The sequence below is a fragment of the Arthrobacter caoxuetaonis genome (assembly GCF_023921125.1).
Lineage (GTDB): Bacteria > Actinomycetota > Actinomycetes > Actinomycetales > Micrococcaceae > Arthrobacter_B > Arthrobacter_B caoxuetaonis.
In genome coordinates this window covers 1,722,602-1,741,666 of the sequence record NZ_CP099466.1, presented here as the reverse complement: position 1 = coordinate 1,741,666, position 19,065 = coordinate 1,722,602, and the positions used below count along the sequence as shown (strand labels likewise).

The 19,065-nt window shown below is 66.1% G+C and carries 19 protein-coding genes and 1 riboswitch; of the genes, 11 read left to right on the top strand and 8 right to left on the bottom strand.

Features of this window, described 5'->3' with window-relative positions; genetic code table 11:
* Positions 1-77: 77 nt before the first annotated feature.
* Both NF551_RS07975 and NF551_RS07970 read left to right on the top strand, forming a co-directional pair.
* Positions 78-2,399 carry an alkaline phosphatase gene (locus NF551_RS07975; protein ID WP_227896822.1) on the top strand — a complete coding sequence of 774 codons (2,322 nt, stop codon included), beginning with the start codon at positions 78-80 and terminating at the stop codon, positions 2,397-2,399.
* Positions 2,400-2,526: 127 nt separating this feature from the next.
* Positions 2,527-3,183, top strand: a complete 657-nt coding sequence (locus NF551_RS07970; RefSeq protein WP_227896823.1) for a hypothetical protein — start codon at positions 2,527-2,529, stop codon at positions 3,181-3,183.
* Here NF551_RS07970 and NF551_RS19075 read toward each other — a convergent pair.
* Positions 3,180-3,356: a DUF8730 family Cys-rich protein gene (locus NF551_RS19075; protein ID WP_489886056.1), complete on the bottom strand. Its 177-nt coding sequence runs from the start codon at positions 3,354-3,356 to the stop codon at positions 3,180-3,182. The two genes, NF551_RS07970 and NF551_RS19075, sit on opposite strands and share 4 nt — an antisense overlap.
* Positions 3,357-3,487: 131 nt before the next feature.
* Between NF551_RS19075 and NF551_RS07965 the strand changes: the two genes are divergently transcribed.
* Positions 3,488-3,745 carry a metal-sensitive transcriptional regulator gene (locus NF551_RS07965; RefSeq protein ID WP_227896824.1) on the top strand — a complete coding sequence of 86 codons (258 nt, stop codon included), beginning with the start codon at positions 3,488-3,490 and terminating at the stop codon, positions 3,743-3,745.
* Between the two features lie 38 nt (positions 3,746-3,783).
* Here NF551_RS07965 and NF551_RS07960 read toward each other — a convergent pair whose 3' ends face one another.
* The 3 genes from NF551_RS07960 to NF551_RS07950 all read right to left on the bottom strand — a co-directional run bounded on the left by NF551_RS07960 (position 3,784) and on the right by NF551_RS07950 (position 6,369).
* Positions 3,784-4,458, bottom strand: coding sequence for a potassium channel family protein (locus tag NF551_RS07960; protein ID WP_423722196.1), 675 nt, complete (start codon positions 4,456-4,458; stop codon positions 3,784-3,786).
* Between the two features lie 13 nt (positions 4,459-4,471).
* Positions 4,472-5,827, bottom strand: a complete 1,356-nt coding sequence (locus tag NF551_RS07955; RefSeq protein WP_227896826.1) for a TrkH family potassium uptake protein — start codon at positions 5,825-5,827, stop codon at positions 4,472-4,474.
* A 293-nt stretch (positions 5,828-6,120) separates the two neighbouring features.
* Positions 6,121-6,369, bottom strand: coding sequence for a hypothetical protein (locus NF551_RS07950; protein WP_227896827.1), 249 nt, complete (start codon positions 6,367-6,369; stop codon positions 6,121-6,123).
* Positions 6,370-6,727: 358 nt separating this feature from the next.
* Here NF551_RS07950 and NF551_RS07945 point away from each other — a divergent pair, with 358 nt between their 5' ends.
* The 6 genes from NF551_RS07945 to NF551_RS07920 all read left to right on the top strand — a co-directional run bounded on the left by NF551_RS07945 (position 6,728) and on the right by NF551_RS07920 (position 11,757).
* On the top strand, positions 6,728-7,882 hold the full coding sequence (locus tag NF551_RS07945) for an ABC transporter substrate-binding protein (RefSeq protein ID WP_227896828.1): 1,155 nt from the start codon (positions 6,728-6,730) through the stop codon (positions 7,880-7,882).
* Between the two features lie 2 nt (positions 7,883-7,884).
* Complete coding sequence (locus tag NF551_RS07940) at positions 7,885-9,000, top strand: FecCD family ABC transporter permease (protein ID WP_227896829.1); 1,116 nt, start codon at positions 7,885-7,887, stop codon at positions 8,998-9,000.
* Entirely contained in the window at positions 8,990-9,838 is an 849-nt protein-coding gene (locus tag NF551_RS07935; RefSeq protein ID WP_227896830.1) for an ABC transporter ATP-binding protein, read from the top strand. The genes NF551_RS07940 and NF551_RS07935 overlap by 11 nt, the downstream gene beginning before the upstream one ends.
* Positions 9,835-10,521, top strand: a complete 687-nt coding sequence (locus NF551_RS07930) for a hypothetical protein (protein ID WP_227896831.1) — start codon at positions 9,835-9,837, stop codon at positions 10,519-10,521. The genes NF551_RS07935 and NF551_RS07930 overlap by 4 nt, the downstream gene beginning before the upstream one ends.
* A complete protein-coding gene (locus tag NF551_RS07925; protein ID WP_227896832.1) occupies positions 10,518-11,159 on the top strand; it encodes a hypothetical protein in 642 nt (213 codons plus the stop codon). Before NF551_RS07930 ends, NF551_RS07925 begins: the two co-directional genes overlap by 4 nt.
* Before the next feature lie 118 nt (positions 11,160-11,277).
* On the top strand, positions 11,278-11,757 hold the full coding sequence (locus NF551_RS07920) for a hypothetical protein (RefSeq protein ID WP_227896833.1): 480 nt from the start codon (positions 11,278-11,280) through the stop codon (positions 11,755-11,757).
* Here the strand turns inward: NF551_RS07920 and NF551_RS07915 are convergent.
* Positions 11,754-12,425, bottom strand: a complete 672-nt coding sequence (locus NF551_RS07915) for an MBL fold metallo-hydrolase (protein WP_227896834.1) — start codon at positions 12,423-12,425, stop codon at positions 11,754-11,756. The genes NF551_RS07920 and NF551_RS07915 overlap by 4 nt on opposite strands.
* A 307-nt stretch (positions 12,426-12,732) precedes the next feature.
* A riboswitch (cyclic di-AMP (ydaO/yuaA leader) is annotated at positions 12,733-12,907 on the top strand.
* Between the two features lie 3 nt (positions 12,908-12,910).
* On the opposite strand from NF551_RS07915, the gene NF551_RS07910 reads away from it, so the two are divergent.
* Both NF551_RS07910 and NF551_RS07905 read left to right on the top strand, forming a co-directional pair.
* Complete coding sequence (locus NF551_RS07910) at positions 12,911-13,813, top strand: LysM peptidoglycan-binding domain-containing protein (RefSeq protein ID WP_227896835.1); 903 nt, start codon at positions 12,911-12,913, stop codon at positions 13,811-13,813.
* Between the two features lie 258 nt (positions 13,814-14,071).
* Positions 14,072-14,584: a CarD family transcriptional regulator gene (locus NF551_RS07905; protein WP_227896836.1), complete on the top strand. Its 513-nt coding sequence runs from the start codon at positions 14,072-14,074 to the stop codon at positions 14,582-14,584.
* Positions 14,585-14,599: 15 nt separating this feature from the next.
* On the opposite strand, the gene hrpB is transcribed toward NF551_RS07905, so the two are convergent.
* The 3 genes from hrpB to NF551_RS07890 all read right to left on the bottom strand — a co-directional run bounded on the left by hrpB (position 14,600) and on the right by NF551_RS07890 (position 19,004).
* Positions 14,600-17,239: an ATP-dependent helicase HrpB gene (gene hrpB, locus NF551_RS07900; RefSeq protein ID WP_227896837.1), complete on the bottom strand. Its 2,640-nt coding sequence runs from the start codon at positions 17,237-17,239 to the stop codon at positions 14,600-14,602.
* Between the two features lie 75 nt (positions 17,240-17,314).
* On the bottom strand, positions 17,315-17,974 hold the full coding sequence (locus tag NF551_RS07895) for a methionine ABC transporter permease (RefSeq protein ID WP_227896838.1): 660 nt from the start codon (positions 17,972-17,974) through the stop codon (positions 17,315-17,317).
* 1 nt (position 17,975) lies between these two features.
* Complete coding sequence (locus tag NF551_RS07890; RefSeq protein ID WP_227896839.1) at positions 17,976-19,004, bottom strand: methionine ABC transporter ATP-binding protein; 1,029 nt, start codon at positions 19,002-19,004, stop codon at positions 17,976-17,978.
* Between the last annotated feature and the right edge of the window lie 61 nt (positions 19,005-19,065).

Genomic DNA, 19,065 nt, shown 5'->3' with positions numbered 1-19,065 from the left:
TGCGTATTGAGTGTTGACCCACTTGTACAGGGGGGGAAGGCGTCACCACTCGCGCACTCTGAGACGGGAAAACACAAATGAACAAGAGAAAACTGACCGTAACGACGGCGATACTGGGCGGTCTCATACTCTCCGGCTGCAGCGGAGGCACCGTTGCCACTGCTCCGCCGGACGATCCGTCGGCAGGTGCCGGACTGGAACAGGCCGGGCACCGGAAGGATAAAACCCCGCAGGAACCGCAGGCCGCGAAGAACATCATCCTGATGGTCGGCGACGGAATGGGAACTGCGCAGCGCAACGCCATCCGGCTCTCCCATGTTGGCCTTACCGGTGAACTCGTCATGGACTCGCTGCCCGAGCTGGGCCTGGTCCACACCAACTCGGCAGACCCGGAGACGTTCGTGACCGACTCGGCCGCGGCGGCAACCACCATGTCCACCGGAGTGAAGACCTACAACGGTGCGATCGGCGTCGACCTGAACGGCGTTCCCGTTCCCACCGCACTGGAAATCGCGGCGGCACTGGGCAAGTCCACCGGGCTGGTGACTACGGCTCAGGTCACCGACGCCACGCCTGCAGCTTTCGGGGCCCATGTTGCTGACCGCGGCGAACAGAGCGAAATTGCCCGCCAGTTCCTCGAGTCGAGCCGGCCGGACGTCATTCTGGGCGGCGGCGAGGACCACTGGTACCCGGTGGGCAACCCGGGCAAGTATCCGGACAACCCGCCCGAAGACCCCGCGGAGGAAAGCACTGGAACAGTAAACCTGGTGGAACAGGCCCAGGCAGACGGCTACGAGTACGTCTGGGACGAAGCGGGACTGCTGCAGGCGCAGGGGCCCAAGGTCCTGGGCCTGTTCGCCAATGAAGAGATGTTCCAGTACGGCGACGACGTCGAGGAAATCTACGAGCCCTCCATCCCCCTGACCACTATGACCCAAAAGGCACTTGAGCTGCTGACGGCACCGGACACCGGGGCTGCCGCAGCCCGCCACGGCGGCGGAGGCGGCGGCCACGGCGGCGGCGGCCACGGCGGCGGAGGCGGCGGCGGGAACGACGACGCCGGGTTCTTCCTCATGGTGGAGGACGAGGGCATCGATTCAATGGCACACGTCAACGACGCCGAACTGACGATTAAGGCCGGCATCGCCTTTGAACAGTCAGTCGAGGTGGCACGCAACTTCGCAGAAGCCGACGGCAACACCCTGCTGATCGTCGTCGGCGACCACCAGACCGGCGGCATGACCATCGAAGCCTTCAACGACGAGGAAGATGAGTCCGGCGACGGCATTTCCGCTGAGGACGGTCCGCTGCCGGTGGCCAACTCGGATCAGGTCTTCTCGGTGGACTGGACGACCGACGGGCACACCGCACTCGACGTCCCCCTGACCGCGATGGGTCCCGGTTCCTCCCAGCTGGGCGGGTTCTACGAGGACACGCACATTTTCGACGTCATGGTCGGGCAGATGCGGGCCGGCGTCGAACGCTCCACCCTGGACCTCCAGTCCCACCGCGGCGGCCGGGGCGAATATACGGAGGAATCGCTGGCCGCCTTCCGGCACTCCCTGGAGCTGGGCGTCAGCACCCTGGAACTGGATACGCACCTCTCCCAGGACGGAGCCGTCATCGTCTGGCATGACGACGTCATCCTGGACACCAAATGCCGCGACAGCGCACCGGCCACCGCAAACGACCCGGAGTTCCCCTATGTGGGTGACCGGGTGGCGGAACTGACACTGGCGCAGCTGAAGACCCTGGACTGCGGTTTCCAGCAGCTTCCGGGCTATCCGGAGCAGCAGGTCGTGGAAGGCAACAGGATCGCCGAGCTCAGGGACGTCTTTGCCCTCGTGCGGGAGATGAGGGCCCGCGGCGTCGGCTTCAACATCGAAACCAAGGTGGAGGAAGGACGCGCCGGCGGCCCGGAAATGGCCGCACTGACCCGTGCGGTGGTTCGCGAAATCCGGCGCTCGGGCATGTCGGACCGGGTTACGGTCCAGTCGTTCGACTGGTCTGCACTGAACCTGGTGGGGCGGCTTGCTCCCAACCTGCCCCGGGTGGCGCTCGCAGCCGCGCCGGAGACGCTGGAAATCGGGCAGCCAGGTGCAGCGCCGATCCTCGGCGGAATCGACATCGATGACTATGACGGCTCGATCGCCAAGGCCGCGGCAGCACAGGGATACGACGTCATTTCCCCCATCTACACCTCGGTGACGAGGCAGATGGTCGCCGAGGCGCATGAGCTCGGCCTGAAGATTGTCCCCTGGACCGTCAACGACCCGGCCGTCATGAATTACCTCATCGACCTCGGCGTGGACGGCATCATCACTGACTACCCGACCCGGCTGCGGCTGGTCATGGAGGAACGCGGCATTAAGCTGCCGCGGGCCTACGGAGGTTCCTAGCCACGGCAGGCCAACGAACGACGGCGCCGCACCCGGGCAGGCAACGGGTGCGGCGCTTTTCGCCGGCTGCCTGCGCTCTCACTAGACTGGAGGACGCCCTGTTCCGCACCAGATGTAAGAAGCCGCAATGTCCCGAGGAAAGCACCATCCGCCCCGACCAAAGCCCGCCGGGAGCGAAGGGTTCCTCATTGCGGCGGACCTGAAGAAGGACCGCGGGTGGACCGACACCCAGATCAAGGCGTTTCTTCCTGAACCCGACCGGACGGCCCGCAATCCTTTCTCCCGCAAGGCTGCCCCCATGAAGCTCTATGCCCTGGAGCGCGTGGAGTCTGTCGAGGAAACCGAGGAGTTCCGCCGGGCCCGGGAAGCGTCCCGCAATCGGCAGGTGGCCGCCCGGGAACGGGCCCTGGAAAAGAAGAAGGAAGCCGTGGCGCTGGCGCACAGCCTGGAACTCCGGATTGTCCCCGAGCCTTGGGACGAGGTGCAGGCGAAGGCGCTGGAACACTACAACGCCCGGCTGCGCCGGAACCAGTCACCCGCGGGTCCGCGCACGTCCCAGGCCCGTCGGGACCGTATGACCGTGAACTACCTCAGGCACAGGCAGACTTCCTACGAGGAAGAGCTCAAGGGGTTCAAGGGAGTGGTGGGTGTCGGCGAGGCTTACCTCGTGGTTCGCAACCGCATCCTGGACCTCATAGCGCAGACGTATCCCGCGCTGCAGGCGGAGTGCGACCGCCAGAAATTCGACGCGCCTGATCTGCCCGACGGCGTCCGCGGACTCTAGCGGCCGAACAGCTTCGCCAACCAGCCCGATCCGGCATCCTTTTGCTTGGGTGCGTTGGGATCGCAGGTGCAGCGTTCAGCCTTGGGGATGTGCCTCATGACCTCTTGGACATGGTTGCCGCATCCGGCCCAGGTGGACTTTCCGCAGCTGCGGCAATTGACGGCACGGCACATGATGTTCTCCTTCATAAAACACAAACCCGGACGTTTGTCCCGGATGCCGACAACGGTACGCATACCCCCTGGGGTATGCAAATTACCCGAGGGGGTATACGATGGACCGGAACAGAACCAGGAGTACACATATGCAGCTCGAAACCGACGACACCGCCCCCATCATCAACCGGCTCAAGCGCGCCCAGGGCCAGCTCGCGGCCGTAACCCGCATGCTCGAAGAGGGCCGTGACTGCAAGGACATCGTTACGCAGCTCTCCGCTGTCTCCAAAGCGATCGACCGGGCCGGTTTCGCCATCATCGCTTCCGGGCTTGAGCAGTGCCTCACGAGTGAGAACCCGTCGATGGACCGCAAGGAAATGCAGAAGCTCTTTATGTCCCTCGCCTGAGGCTGCACCGGCATGATGATCCGGGTGCGGCGCCGGCCTTACAAGCGGCTGAAGGCCTCCGCCTTGCGGGTTGGCCCGGCAATCAGCAGTTCGTCGCCCTCTTCGATGTACAAATCCGGATCCGCGAACATCCAGCCGCCGCCGTTCTTGCGGATGGCGACGATCTCCACGCCAAAACGCCGCCGCGTCTGCGCTTCGGAGATCGCCGAGCCCGCCACGGCCCGGCGCGGCGATGTCTCAACGACGGCGAAGTCCCCGCCCACCGGAATGTAGTCCTGCATGCTTCCCTGCACCAGGTGGGCCACCCTCCGCCCCATGTCCTTCTCGGGGTAAATCACGTGATGCACTCCGAGCTGCTGCAGGACCGTGCCGTGCGGTTCGCTGACTGCCTCAGCCCAGATCTGCGGGATATCGAAGCTCAGCAGCAGGGATACGGTCAGGATGCTGGCTGCGACATCCCCGCCGATGGCAACCACAACGCGGTCGAATTCGGGAACGGAAAGCTGCCGCAGCACTTCTGCCCTGGTCGCGTCGGCAGCGACTACATGGGTGAGCCTGCCGTCCAGGCGCTGCACTACGTCCTGCTGGCCATCGATGCCCAGCACGTCCACACCGCTGGCCATTAGTTCCAGGGCAAGGGACTGCCCGAACCGCCCCAGTCCGATGACGGCTACAGCGTCGGTATCGGTAACCCGGTCCAGGTCCCGTCCCATAAAGATCTTGAGCCTAGCCAATGATCGGCCTTTCCTCCGGGAGGCGGTACTGCAGCTTCCGCTCCTGGAATGCCAGCGCTGATGCCAGCAGGAGGGGGCCGAGCCTGCCCACAAACATCAGTATGACCAGAATCAGCTCTCCCGGCACTGGAAGGTCCGCAGACACGCCCGTCGAGAGGCCAACGGTGCCAAAGGCGGAAATCGTCTCGAAGAGCACCCGGTCCAGGGTGTAGTCGCTGATCGCCATCAGCCCCAGGGTGGAAACACCAACCAATGCGCCAGCGAGAAGGACGACGGCGAGGGGCTGGCGTGTGGCATACGCGGGGAGCGCCTTGCCCAGGGCGGTGAGCTCGGTATTCCCCCGAAGCTCGGCGGCGACCATGAACACCAGTACGGCAAAGGTGGTGATCTTGATCCCTCCCCCGGTTCCGGCGGGCGCCGCCCCAATGAACATCAGCACGTCCATCCCCGCCCAGGAGAGCGGGTCCATGTCAGCAACGTCAATGCTGCTGAAACCCGCGGTGCGGGTCTGGACTGACATGAAGAACGCGGCAAGGATGCGTGACGGCCAGTCCAGGGCTCCCAGGGTGGCGGGATTGCTCCACTCGCAGACAGCTATGTAGAGGGTGCCGGCCGGAAGCAGGATCAGTGTTCCCCAGAGCACCATGCGGGTATTTATGGTCCACGCCAGCGGCCGGCCCCAGGCGCGGCGAAGCTGGACCAGGACAGGAAACCCCAATCCTCCGATGATGACGGCTGCCGCGATGGGCAGGCAGACCCACGGGTCCGAGGCAAAGTCCTCCAGGTTGCCGCTGAACAGCGCGAAACCGGCGTTGTTAAAGGCCGAAACGGCGTGGAAGATCCCCAGCCACGCCGCTTCCCCCGGCCCTTTGCCGTAACCCAGCCAGAAGCGCAGCGCGAGCAGAAGAGCCACGGCGCCTTCGGTGATTAGGGAGATGCGGACGACGCCGGCAATCACCCTGGGGGCGCTGTCCAGCTCGGGGCTTCGGCTCTCCGCTATGGCCTGGAGACGTGACCGGAACCGGAACCTGCCCATCACAGCCAGTCCGACGATGGAGGCAAAGGTCATGACGCCGAGCCCGCCGACCTGAATGAGCGCCAGGATGACGGCGTGCCCGAAGCCCGACCAGTAGACGGGAGTTTCCACAACCGAAAGACCCGTCACGCACAGTGCGGAAACAGAGGTGAAGAGCGCGTCGGAAAAGGAAACCACCCCCGGACCAGCAACGGACGCCGGCAGCATCAGCAGTCCCGTTCCGCACAGCGCAGCTACAACGAACCCCAGGAAGACCACCTGTGAGGGCCGGGACATCCTCCCGGCGGGTCCAGGCTTTGGGCTCTCAGCCACACATCGACAGTACGCCCCGTTGTTCCTGCGGGGTCAAGGCGCACGCACCAGGAACGCGGGCGCGGTCTCAAAGCAGCCGGGGCCGGGCGCCAGCTCCAGCTCGGACAGCTTGAAGACTTTCGGCGGGTCTTGCCGTTGGCCTTCACGAAATGCAGCACATATCATCGTGGAGCGCGTCGAGGATTGGCAGTGTGGCCGGGGCGTTCCATCAGGGCAGGAACCCGGATGCCCCAGGGCAGACAGGGGCGGGTCCCTTCACTGGCCAACCTGCGCACCGCCGGTAGGCCGGGAGGTTAGGACTCGACGTCGACGTAGCTGCCCCGGCGGCCGCCGGCAGAGAATGCCGGGGCATCAAAACGCGCTACATAGTTGTCGACGCCGTACCCCTGGGCCTCCCGGGAGAGGGCGCCCGTGTAGCTGCCTCCGCTGGTCCCCGGTACCGCCTGCGGCCGGTCGAAGGCAGCCACGTAGCTGCCGCCGAAGGGGCTGGTGAACCCTGCGCAGCGGGCGGAATCCGGGGCCTGGTTTTTGGTTTTGAACATGGGGTATCTCCTTGGGGCGTGGCGTTGGCAACGCTGCCCGGTGTGTGGGAATTGGGGGCGGACAGCCGTCCCGGCAAAGCGGGGGTGGTCCGGCGAAAAGTACGGCGCGAAGATCCCGCTGCGGCATAGGCCATCGGGAAAGCGCCTGGGAGTGTTGCTGGTCTTGGAGGACCGCACCAGGTGCTGCAACGTTGATACGACCGTACCAGTTATTCTGAGTAATTCATAAAAAGCGAGCCTGTTAGCTCCCTCTCACTTCCTGGGCGCAGGCATCACATTGGATAACGTCACACTTTTGTTGGCTAATATGGATTTCTGTCTTTCCGTTAGGTAAGCCTCACCAACGTATGTTGTCCGAATGGAGTCCAAGTTGTCTCGCCCTACCCCCACGCAGTCCCTCACGTCCCGCCGAACCCTGCTGGGCGGGGCGGGCCTGGGACTGCTCACCCTCGCCCTCGGCGCCTGCTCCACCCGGGAAACCGTTGCATCCGGCACAGGTTCCCCAGCGGCGTCGGGCACGGGGTTCTCGGTCACCGACATGCGGGGGAAGACGATCACGTTCGATGCACCCGTTCAGCGGATCGCCACCACGGTCATTCCGTCACCGTCCATGATCGCGGCCGTTGACGGCGGGTACGGCAGGATCGTGGGCATCAACGAGTCCACCCTGCAGGCCAACCAGCAGGGGCTGTTCGGTGAGATCTTCCCTGAAGCCAAGGCGACCACCACCATCTCCCCCTCCAGCTTCACACCCAACATTGAGACCATCACCGAACTGGCCCCCGACGTCGTCTTCCAGTGGGCGGACCAGGGCGACGGACTCGTGGAGCCGCTCGAGAACGCCGGCTTCAAGACCGTCTGCCTGCTCTATGGAACTCAGGAGTACCTCGAGACCTGGGTTCACCTCTTCGCAGACATCCTCGGCAAGCCCGGGCGCGGAACGGAAATCACCGACTGGATGCACGCGGAAATCGAGCGGCTGGAGACCGAACTGGCCTCCGTCTCCGCGCCGGTACGGGTTGTCCATCTGGGACAGTCCGGTGAGGGTTACTCCGCTTCGAACAAGGCCTCCTACATGCACTACTGGATGGAACTGGCCGGCGGGCAGAACATGGCGGCGGACAATGTGTCCACGGACAACACCGTGAGCGCCGAACAGCTGATCGAGTGGGATCCGGAGGTCATCACGCTGGGCGGCTTCGACGCCCGTACCCCGGCCGACGTCTACACGGATTCTTCCCTGGCTTCCGTCTCCGCTGTCCGCAACAAGCGCGTCTACAAGGCACCGCTGGGCGGATACCGCTGGGAGGTGCCCTGTGCCGAGTCGCCGCTGATGTGGCAGTGGGCCGCCGAGCTGTACCACCCCGAACTCACGGACCACAACCTGCGCGCAACGATGCGGGAGAAAATCAGCTACCTCTACAACTACGACGTTTCCGAGAAGCAGATCGACGCCGCCCTGCGGCTGGACATGAACCGCGCCAGCGCCGGCTACAGCGTTTTCGAAGCGTAGCCGTGCGCCTCAAGGAAAACGCTCCGGCGTCAACGTCCGGGACCCCCGGGTCCGCCGGGTCTGCGCGGCCGAGCGGCCTGCTGCGCCGCCATCCGGTTCTCATCAGCGCCGTACTTCTGGTGGTGGTTGGCGTCGTTTCCATGGCCGTGGGCCGGTACTGGGTTCCGCCGAACGAGATCCTGCGGATCCTTGCCGGTGAAGCCACTGGGCTGTTCCCCGGCGGCGAAGGCCTGCTCCGGCGGACGTGGACCGACCAGGAGGCCACCGTCATCATGGATGTGCGCCTCCCCCGGGTGCTGCTGGCCTTCCTGGTCGGCGGGGCGCTGGCCCTGGGCGGAGCCTGCCTCCAAGCCCTGTTCCGCAACCCGCTGGTGAGTCCAGACATTATCGGAGTCACGTCCGGCGCCTCGTTCGGCGGCGTGCTTGTCCTGACGCTGGGCCTGTCGGGCGGCTGGATGGTGGGGGGTGCGTTTGGCTTCGGCCTCGCGGCCCTGGCATTCGTGCTCTTCCTCGCCCGGCTCGGGCAGGGCGGGCGCATGCTCATGATCGTCCTTGGCGGGATCGTCGTCGCCGCCTTCTTTAATGCCCTCGTCTCCTTCATGACGTACATCGCCGACCCCTATTCGGAGCTCCCCTCGATCGTCCACTGGCTGCTGGGCTCGATTGCCGCGGCCAGCTACGAGAAGGTACTGATCGCACTGGTTCCGATCGGAGTCGGTGCCATTGTGGTCCTGGCACTGCGCTGGCGCCTCAACGTCCTCTCCCTGGGGGACGACGACGCCGCGGCCCTGGGCGTCAATCCGCACCGCTCGCGGCTTCTCCTGCTCTGTGCGGTGGCACTCATGACCGCCGGAACAGTCGCCGTCGCCGGTGCCGTGGGCTGGGTTGGGCTGGTGGTTCCGCACCTGGCCAGGCTCTGGGTGGGTTCGGACCACCGCGTGCTGCTCCCTGTGTCGCTGCTGCTCGGCGGAACCTACCTGATCCTGATCGACACGTTGAGCCGGTCGATCACCAGCAGCGAAATTCCACTGGGCATCCTGACGGCCATCATCGGTGCACCCGTTTTTGTGGCCCTGCTCGCCCGCTCCCAGAAGAAGGCAATGTTCGATGGAAACTAAGTCACTGCTCCCGAAGGCGGTATCCGCTGCCGGCGCCGGATCTGCACTGCTGCAGGTCCACGACCTGGGGTTCCGTTACTCCAAACTGCGCCCCTGGCTCTTCCGCGGGTTGGGCTTCAGCATGGAACGCGGAGAAATCCTCTCCATCCTGGGACCGAATGCCCGCGGCAAGACCACCCTGCTCAAATGCCTTTCCGGGCTGCTCAAACCGGTGGAGGGGACCCTCTCAGCCGGACCTGCGATCGGCTACGTACCGCAGGACCACGGCTCCGGCGTCGACTTTACCGTCGAGGACATGGTGCTAATGGGCCGCACCCGCCACCTCCGCGCTTATCAGGTGCCGCGCAGCGAGGACCGGGAAGCGGCCGGCGCCGCCATGGAACGCGTGGGCGCAGCTGACTGGGCGCACCGGCACTACTCTGAACTCTCCGGCGGACAGCGCCAGCTGGTCCTGATCGCACGCGCACTGGCGTCCGGGTCGGAGCTGCTGGTGCTCGACGAGCCGGCCTCGGCGCTGGACCTGCGCAACCAGTCCAGGGTGCTCACCGTGCTGGATTCACTGGCAGCTGAGGGCATGGGTGTCATCATGACCACGCACCACCCGGACCACGCCCTGCATGTTTCCCGCAATGCCCTGCTCTTCGTCGGTGCACACGACACCCGCTGGGGACCGGTGGAGGACCTCCTGACCGGGCCGGCGCTGTCCGATGTTTACGGGCTGCCCATCTGCACTCCGACCGTTGACACTGTCTCGGGGAACCGCACCATTGCGGTTCCCGACTTCGGTCCCTCCTGCCGGCGCACCTGCGCCGTCGACCTCCGAAAGGACCTCCCATGACCATCATCCGGCTGACCGGATCAACCCCCATGCGCGGGCTCGCTGAACCCGGATGGCGCGGCGCCATTGAGGACACCGACGCCTACGACCTCGCCGATCCGGCCAGGCGCATCAAAATCCTCTCCGCCGGCGCACTGATCATCAGCGGCGCTGCCGACCACGTCATGCTGCACCGGCACCGCGAACACCTGACCGGGTTTGTCCGTGACGGCGGACGCGTGCTGGTCAACGGCCAAGTGGTCCTGCCTTTCATCGACGGCCTGTGCCGGTGGCTGAAGCTGGACTACCGCAGCCCCTGGGACCTGCGCCCGCATGCCCTTTCCGATCACCCCGTCTGGAACGGCGTGGACTACCGGGACCTGCATTTCCGCACGGGTGTCCCCGGGGTCCACACGTATGAACAGCTCCAGGAAATCGGGGTGGCCGGCTTTTACGGCCGCGGCTACCATTCCCCGCTGCCCGAAGGCGCAGCCGCCGTCACGGGCATCGGCCCGAACTCCCTTCCCCTGGATTACACCTATCCGCTGGCCAAGGGCGAGGTGCTGGTCCATGGCGGCCTTGATCTCGAGGGCTTTGCGGACGAGCGCTACAGCTCCAGCAGGCTCGGCCCGAACCTGGTCACATGGCTGAGTGCCGGGACCGGCACCATCGGCTCCCGCACTCCCGAGGAAGTATCAGCATGAACACTCCACGCATCGGCCTGCTGCACTGCGGAACCTTCCCGGCGCTGCGCACGCTTGAAGACCCGGCGCTGCAGCCGTACCGGATCGAATCGGTCTATCTGCCCGGTTCCGCCCCCGAGGATCTGGCGGAACTGGACGTTGTACTGGTTGCCGACCGGCTGCACCCCGGGCAGCGGGCACGCTTTGAACCCGCTGTCCGCGCAGCGCTCCAGGACGCGGGCAAAACCGTGATCATACTTGGCGAAAACAACGTCGAGGACTGGCTTCCCGGCGTCGGTTATACCTTCCGCCCCACCGTCTTCTGGGCCTGGCGGACCGGTACGGATACCGGCACCAGGATGCGCCTGCCCGAGGACCCCCTATGGGAGTTCTTCACCCGGCGCGCAGTGGACTGGCACCACCACGGGCTGCTGCACCCCCCGGAGGGTGCCCGCTCGCTGGTCACCATGGAAGAGGACGGCACGGATAGCGGAGCCCTCCTGTACCTGGATGAGGTGAACCAGCCCGCCCGCCTGCTGGTTACCACCATGGACCCGGTTTACCACCACGGTTCGGGCTTTATGCCCGGTGCCACCCAGCTGCTTTACTCGCTGCTGCGCTGGGTTTCCGCCACCCACCGGCCGTCTGCCGCTGCCTAGGTCCGCTGTCTGGATCCGCTTCCGGTGCCGGGAGCTTTGGACGCCCCGGCACCGGAAGGGAAACCTTGGGAAGCGTTGCTGCCCGGGCGGGAGTGGTTGACCCGGCTAGAGTTGACACATGAGCAACACGCCCGCCCGGGCCCGCAAGTCTGTCTTTTTCCTGATCCCGCTTGGCGCCCTCGCAGGCATGGCATTGGCCCTGCTGAACTACCAGCAGCGCTTCGCCTCCGCGGTTGAGCCGGGCGAGGAGGCCCGCTTTATCCTCTGGACCCTGATTGGCGGTGCAGTGCTGGGCGGTTCTTTCGCATGCCCGGCCAGTGTGGCCGCCTTCCTCAGCGCGGGCGCGGGAAAATCCGCACGATTCTGCGCAATCGCTGCCGGTCTCGCACTGGCCGTGTGCTGGTTGCTGTATGCCGGAGTATCGTCCGGCACTGCACCCACGGCCCTGCTGTTGGCTGCAGCTGTGCTAACCACCGCCGCCGGCGCAGTCTTCGTCTGGCTCACTGCGCGGTCTGGCTCACTGCACGCCGAAACCGGGCCTGAACCCGGGGGTCTTTCCGCTCAGGTGAGTCTCGCCAGGCAGTTCCCGGAAGTCTAGCCCTGGCGGTACGGTCCGCCGACCATCCGGGCCAGGGCATCAGCCGGGGAAGCCACCTCGGCGCCGTGCGCGAAGAGAATCCGATCCGGCCCCAGGTCCGCAATCCGCTCCAGCGACTCTTCAGCCAGTGCGGCATCCGCCGTAAAGGCCTCCGGCCCCCGGATCACTTCGCCACTCTCCGTACCCGCGGCATCACCCATGAACAGGGTTCCGGTTGGCTCGTGGAAGAGACTCACGTGGCCCTTCGTGTGGCCCGGAGTGGCGAGCACCCCAAAGTCCTGGATGACAGCCCCCTCGCTTATCGGCGTCACCCGTCTCGGGGCACGTATATCCATGGAGTCCGGACCGCCGGCGTAGATCGCAGCGTGCGGCGCCCGCTCAGCAACCGCAAAGAGTGATCCCACGTGATCCATATGGAGGTGGGTCAGCACGATATCCCTTACGTCCGCGAACGTTCCCCCCAACGCCTCGACGGCAGCCGCGATGCCGTCCTCCGTTCCGGGCAATCCTGTGTCAATGATCACGATGCCGGCTGGTTGTGCCACGGCATAGCACCGCACGTCCATAACCAGTTCGGCAGCACCGGCAACCCCGGCGGGGATGACCACTTCCCGCACCACCTCTTCAACGGGCAGGTGCGTCCCGCCCTCACCGGATTGTTCGCTCATCGCGCGCCTCCTTCGTTGCAGTTCCGGGCCTTCAAGCGTATTCCCGCCAGCCCGGCGCGGACCCCCTAAACCCAAAATGACCCATGGAAAGCGCACATTCTCCGGGGCTGTTTGGAGTTCGCACCTGGGTTGGGAGCCCAGTGCCCAAGTGGCTGCAGTGACAGGAAAGATAAGCTCGCTGCTCTAATACCTGCGTGACCTACAGAACACAATGGCAACACGCCGTCGTTACCGAATTGCAATACAAATGGAATGCCTGTTAGTGTCCTTGGCATGCCGCAGAACCTGATGCGGCGCCTTGGCTTGTTACCTAACTCTGCCGCTAGCCAAGGACCCTTTTGCACCACGACGGCAGGGGCGGGGGAACCAATTTTTTGGGTCCTTTCGAATCCTTGGGGTTAAGCCGGACGGTTGAGAACCGTTCGCCGGGTGACTCCCATCCGAACCCGACAGCTCACCTCGCAGGTATAGGGAGAGGTAATTCCTTGTTCATCAAAACCAATCGCGGACGCCACTGTGCCCAGACCAGCGTCTGGACCACCATCGCAAAGGTCGCTCCGGGCAAAGCCCGGACTATCGGCGGAACCGCCGCAGCCGTCGTAGCAGGCTCCGGCCTCATGTTCGGCATGGCAGCCCCTGCCCAGGCCGGCGTCGTCGTGAACGACTCCGCCCCTGCAGCACCCGTAGCCGCACCGGTCCAGGCCGCACCCGTGGCAGAGCCCGTTGCAGCGCCGGTAACCGAAGCTCCCGCAGCTGTGGCAGCCACCACGCACACCGTTGTCGCCGGGGACACACTGAGCCAGATCGCCGCCAACTACGGCGTTTCCCTCGACAGCGTGTTCGCCCTGAACGGCCTGTCCATGGCGTCCATCATCTACCCGGGCGACGTCATCACCGTCGCCGGTGAAGCCGCAGCCCCTGCTGTTGCTGTTGAACCAGCCGCGGCCTACGCTCCGATCCAGACTTACACCGCACCGGTGGAAACCTTCGCTGCACCGGCGCCGGCAACCTACACGGACTACGCGGTCAGCACGCAGGCCACCTCCGTAGCGCCCGCTGCATCCATCGGCGGCAACGCCAGCATGCTGAGCTCCGCCTACGCCCAGCTCGGCGCCGCACAGGACTGCACCGTCCTGGTGGAGCAGGCACTCCGCTCCATTGGCCACACTGTCGGCGATCTGGCACCCGCCCAGCTGGCTGCCTACGGCACCCCGGTTTCGACCCCCGAGCCCGGTGACATGATCTACTACGCCGACGGCGGCATGGGCCTGGCCCACATCGCCATCTACATCGGCAACGGCCAGGCCATCCACAGCGGCTGGAACGGCAGCCAGACGGTTGTCCAGTCCGCCAACGTTGGCTCCGGCCCGGTGTACTACCGCGCCTAAGGAGGCGTGCAGCGCCTTCGCTGCCGCCCCGCGGAACGCCCCGACCCTGCCAAGGGAAGGGGCGTTCCGCGTTTGCTGAGCAGCCCGCGGCGAAAAGCCGGAAAGCGCACCCCGCCTCCCGTCCTACCCGCGACCACTCGGCCGAAGCATGAAATAATAAAGCGGTGAGACTCGCGTTGCAGGCGTCCCCTGAACGCTCCTGCCTGACAGGCAGCCGCCCCCACAAGACCGGCTTCGATGCAGCCAAAGGGAAACACATTGACGTTTAACGAAGGACAGACAGTAGTCCATCCCCATCACGGCCCCGCAACGATCCTCAGGGTCGCCACGCGCAAGGTGCGCGGAGTCGAGACTGAGTACCTTGTCCTGGAAATCCACGCCAACAAGCTTCAGGTATGGGTGCCCAAGGACAAGGCGGGCGACGTCGGCCTGCGCCGTGTCCTGAACGGAACCCAACTGCAGCAGTTGATGGAAATCCTCAAAGGTGCAGCCGATGCAGAAGAAGCACAGTGGTCCCGGCGGTTCAAGGAAAACACTGAACTGCTGGCCAGCGGCAGCATCAATGACGTGGCGCGGGTGGTCCGCAACCTCACGCTCCGGTCGCTCGACAAAGGGCTTTCCCACGCAGAGCGGGACATGCTCCGCCATGCCCGGCGGCCGCTGCTGACCGAGATTTCGCTCTCCCTGGCCGTATCCGAAGAGGAAGCCTCCGCGGTGCTTGACGGCGTATGGGCCCCGGCCGGCAGCTCCCTGGCGGAGCCTGTCACGTAGGCCGTCCGTCCTTTTCTACATCCGGGCCTTCGTCCGGGCCGTCGCCACGGCGGACCAGGGGTCCTCAGGCCACGGATGCCGGGGGTAGCGTCCGCGCATTTCGGCACGCACCTGGCTGTACGGCCCGGCCCAGAAGGACGCCAGGTCATCGGTGACGGCCAGCGGCCGGCCTGCCGGGGACAGCAGGTGAAAGAGGATCCTCGCCCTGCCGCCGGCCAAGCGCGGAGACTCTGCCCAGCCGAAGCATTCCTGAAGCTTCACCGCCACCACCGGCCTGCCGCCGTCGTCGTCCACTTCCGGATAGGTGATCTGCACTTTGGAGCCGCTGGGAACCAGGAGGCGCTCCGGGGCGAGTTCCTCCAGCCGTGCGGCCTCGGGCCACGGCAGCAGGCGCCGGAGCGGATCCAGCAGGTCCACCCCGGAGGCGCGTGCCCCCTGGGACAGATCCTCCAGTTCCGGGCCCAGCCATTCCTGGACGCGCTCGAGCAGGGCAGGTTCGGAAACATCGGGCCAGGGCGCACCCACCAGCCGGTGCAGCAGCCCCAGCCGGCGCCGCAGGGCATCAGCTGAAGGCGAGAATCCCAGGATCCCCAGCCCTTCGCGCTGCAGTGCCTGGGCGACGGCGGTGCGGCCCTCCGCGGGTGTCGGCCGGACCGGCGTGGACTCCAGCTCGATGCTGCCCAGCCGCCGCTGCCGTCGTGCGGCAACCTTCCCGTTCGTAAAGACAGCGGTCACGGATTCGCTGAGCAAATGCGACGCCGCGGCCTCCGCCGTGCCCGCCTCCAGCGGAGCAGCGGCCCGGATGACGGCGCCGGTGCCGGCAGCGGCCCTCCCCTGGGCACGCGTGACGTCGGCGATCGCCAGCCATTCACGGCCAGCCAGCGAACTCTGCGGAGGCAGGCCCGCACGCGTTCCTGACGCCAGCAGGTACTGGTCCCCCGCGCTCCCCGCCACCCGGCGGGCCACCCGCGCCGGGAACGCCAGCGCCACCATGTAGCCCACGGATTCCCAAGGTTCAGGCTGATGCCCGGTCCGGCTGTCGCTGCCGGTCCCTGAATCCAGGGCGTGTGTCCGCGCCAGGCGTTCCATGCGCCGCACTTCAATGGACCAGGCACTGGCTCCGGGTTCGGTTCCTGCCCGCAGGCCGGAGAGGAGCCGCCCAAGGTCAGAGCCCGCCGGCCGGTAGTCGCCGGCAACCATGGCGGTGATTTCCGCCGCGGCCCGGTCACCAATCACGCGCGTTCCGTCCAGCAGGGCGCGGGCAAGCTGCGGGTCTGCAGGAATGCGCGCCAGCTTCCGGCCGGCGGGCGTCGCCAGTCCTTGACTGTCGATTGCTCCGATGCCGCGCAGCACCTTCTCCGCGTCTGCGACGGCAGCCGGCGGCAGCGGGTCGGGAAGCCTCAATCCGCGCCCGCCGGGAGTTCCCCAGCAGGCCAGGAGAAGGGCAGCCGTCGTAAGGTCCGCGGCGGCGGCTTCCGGCGTGGCCTGCGCCGGAGCGGCGGCGTACGCGGCCTCCGGATAGGCGCGGACCACTGTTCCGGGGCCCTGGCGCGCTGCACGGCCGGCACGCTGCTGCGCCGAGGCCCGGGAACAGCTGACGGTGACCAGGCCGGACATTCCCCGGACTGCATCGCGCCGCGGCTCACGGGCCAGCCCGGAGTCCACCACCAGCCGTACTCCCGGCACAGTCAGGGAGGACTCGGCCAGTGAGGTTGCCACGATAATCCGCGGCCGCCCGTGCGGCAGGCGTCCGGAAACTGCGCGGTCCTGCTCTGCCGGGCGTACCTGTCCATGCAGTTCCACCACATCGGCAGCGTTTCCGGCCAGGTGCATCAGCCGGGAGGCCACGTGCGAGACTTCGCGGGCACCGGGAACAAAGACCAGTGCGTCAGTTTCCGGGTCCGCTGCCAGCGCACGGGCATGGGCGTCTGCCGCTATTCCGGCAAGTTCGTCCAGGAATCCGCGCGTCACTCCGCGCTCGTCCAGGCGGGCGGCCCTGGTGGGCTGCCAGCGGACGTCCAGGGGATGAAGGACCGAGGGACAGTCGATCACCGGCGCCGGGGAAACTGAGCTTTCAGCGGCTATGAGCTCGGCGAAGCGAGAGGTTTCCAGCGTCGCTGACATGGCGATGAGCATCAGGCCTTCACGGAGTTCCCGTACTTCGGCCAGCATGCCCACCAGCAGATCGGACTCCAGGCCGCGCTCATGGACCTCATCCAGGACGACGGCAGCGGTGTCTTGGAGCGAAGGATCAGCCAGGAGCCGGCGAAGCAGGATGCCCGGGGTCACGAATTCCACCACGGTGTCCGGGCCGGCGAGGCTTTCGCCCCTGACGGTGTAGCCGACGGCACCGCCTGCGGCCCCGCCGTCGAGCGCCGCCAGCCGCCGGGCTGCCGTCCTGGCCGCAACCCGCCGCGGCTGGGTCACCACTACCCGGCGGGGGCCCTCAGTCCGTGCCGCCAGGTTGGCAGCCAGCGGAGGCACCAGGGTGGTTTTACCGGTACCCGGGGGCGCCTGGACGACGGCGTTCCCGGTCTCCCGCAGCGCAGCGGCCAGCTCGGAAAGCGAACGCGCGAAGACCAGCCCGGCACCGATGCGGTCCAGGTCAAAAGGCCCGCTCTGATAGCCGGCGGCAGACGGTCCAGGAACACTCACCCCACCATTCTCCCCTCCCGTGCGTACCGTCCCGTGCACCTCCGGCACGGCGGGACGGTGATCTGAGGTGAGCTGCTACCTGCGGAGCGCCTTGCGGGCCGCCTGATTGCCCAGGAACTGCACGAGCTGCACCAGGACGATGATGACTGCGACGGCGGCCCAGGTGACCACCGGATTGAACTGCCGGTAGCCGTACTGGATGGCGAAGTTGCCCAGTCCCCCGCCGCCGACGTAGCCGGCCACTGCGGACATGTCCACGAGGGCCACGAAGATGTAGGTGTAGCCCAGGATCAGCGGACCAAGTGCCTCCGGAATGAGGATCGTGAAGATGATCCGCCGCCGCCCGGCACCGATGGACCGCGCTGCCTCGATGACTCCGGGCTGCACGGTGAGCAGGTTCTGCTCCACGATGCGGCTGATGCCGAATGCTGCGGCCAGCGACAGCGTGAAGATGATCGCGTTGTTGCCGATCCCGCTGCCGGTGACGGAGCGGGCCAGTGGCTGGGCCGCGGCCAGGAAAATGATGAAGGGGATGGGCCGGAAGATGTTCACGAGGACGTTCAGCGTGCCGAACACCGCACGGTTCGCCAGCAGCGCCCCCTGGCGCGTCGTGTAGAGGCCCATGCCGATCAGCAGTCCGCCGATTCCGCCGAACAGGAGGCTCAGGCCCACGATGTAGAGGGTCTCTCCGATAGCAGTCCACAGCTGCGGGGTCAGGGGTATGAGGTCTTCCATGTCAGTTCAGCTCCGTCACTTTGATGCCGTGCCCGACGGCGGCAAGGGCGCCGTCGATCGCCTGGTCGGCGCCCTTGAGCGCCAGCGTCAGGTGGCCGAACGCGCGGCCGGAAATGTCATTGATGCCGCCGTAGACCAGTTCGAACTCCACTCCGGCGGCTGCCAGTTCAACGAACACGTCCGACTGGGACGCGCCGCCGTCCCGGAAGGACAGAGTGACCATTCTTCCCTCGTGCCTGTTTCGCAGCGTCGCCAGGTCGGCCGCTGAAGGAACGCCCCGGACCACAGTGGAAACGAACTTCCGTGAGGATTCCTCGCGGGGGTTGGAAAACACCTCGAACACTTCACCCTGTTCCACGATCCGTCCTCCGTCCATGACGGCGACCTTGGTGGCCAGGTTCTTGATGACGTCCATTTCGTGGGTAATCACCACAATCGTGATGCCCAGCTCGCGATTCACCCGGCGCAGCAGTTCCAAGACCTCATGCGTGGTCTCCGGGTCAAGGGCCGACGTGGCTTCGTCTGCGAGGAGGATCTTGGGCGACGCTGCCAGGGCGCGGGCAATGCCCACGCGCTGCTTTTGCCCGCCGGAGAGCTGCTCCGGGAAGTTGTCCGCCTTGTCCGTGAGTCCCACGAAGTCCAGGAGCTCGGCGGTCCGTGCGGCAATTTCAGCCCTGCTCCGGCCCGCTACCCGCAGCGGATAGGCCACGTTGTTGCGGACGGTTTTGGAGTTAAAGAGGTTGAACTGCTGGAAGATCATCCCGATGTCCAGGCGCAGCTGCCGCAGCTGCCGCTCCGGGACGCCCGTGACCTGCCGGCCGTCGACCGTGATGTCGCCGGAGGTTGCAGTCTCCAGCGCGTTGATCAACCGGACCAGGGTGCTTTTTCCCGCTCCGGAGTAGCCGATGATTCCGTAGATTTCGCCGGCTTCGATCTCCAGGTTGATGTCCCGCAGCGCCGTGACCGGCTCTTCGCCCCGGCGGGCGGGCGGGTAGGTCTTGGAGACATTCCGCAGTGTGATGAGTGGCATGGTTTCCCTTGCAGAACGAGCGTCCCGGGTCCGGCCGCAGCCGGACCCGGGACGCGGTGGA

Coding starts and splice junctions, on each gene's coding strand:
- NF551_RS07975 (WP_227896822.1), top strand. CDS start 78: ATGAACAAGAGAAAACTGACCGTAACGACGGCGATACTGGGCGGTCTC.
- NF551_RS07970 (WP_227896823.1), top strand. CDS start 2,527: ATGTCCCGAGGAAAGCACCATCCGCCCCGACCAAAGCCCGCCGGGAGC.
- NF551_RS19075 (WP_489886056.1), bottom strand. CDS start 3,356: ATGTGCCGTGCCGTCAATTGCCGCAGCTGCGGAAAGTCCACCTGGGCC.
- NF551_RS07965 (WP_227896824.1), top strand. CDS start 3,488: ATGCAGCTCGAAACCGACGACACCGCCCCCATCATCAACCGGCTCAAG.
- NF551_RS07960 (WP_423722196.1), bottom strand. CDS start 4,458: ATGGGACGGGACCTGGACCGGGTTACCGATACCGACGCTGTAGCCGTC.
- NF551_RS07950 (WP_227896827.1), bottom strand. CDS start 6,369: ATGTTCAAAACCAAAAACCAGGCCCCGGATTCCGCCCGCTGCGCAGGG.
- NF551_RS07945 (WP_227896828.1), top strand. CDS start 6,728: ATGGAGTCCAAGTTGTCTCGCCCTACCCCCACGCAGTCCCTCACGTCC.
- NF551_RS07935 (WP_227896830.1), top strand. CDS start 8,990: ATGGAAACTAAGTCACTGCTCCCGAAGGCGGTATCCGCTGCCGGCGCC.
- NF551_RS07930 (WP_227896831.1), top strand. CDS start 9,835: ATGACCATCATCCGGCTGACCGGATCAACCCCCATGCGCGGGCTCGCT.
- NF551_RS07925 (WP_227896832.1), top strand. CDS start 10,518: ATGAACACTCCACGCATCGGCCTGCTGCACTGCGGAACCTTCCCGGCG.
- NF551_RS07920 (WP_227896833.1), top strand. CDS start 11,278: ATGAGCAACACGCCCGCCCGGGCCCGCAAGTCTGTCTTTTTCCTGATC.
- NF551_RS07915 (WP_227896834.1), bottom strand. CDS start 12,425: ATGAGCGAACAATCCGGTGAGGGCGGGACGCACCTGCCCGTTGAAGAG.
- NF551_RS07895 (WP_227896838.1), bottom strand. CDS start 17,974: ATGGAAGACCTCATACCCCTGACCCCGCAGCTGTGGACTGCTATCGGA.
- NF551_RS07890 (WP_227896839.1), bottom strand. CDS start 19,004: ATGCCACTCATCACACTGCGGAATGTCTCCAAGACCTACCCGCCCGCC.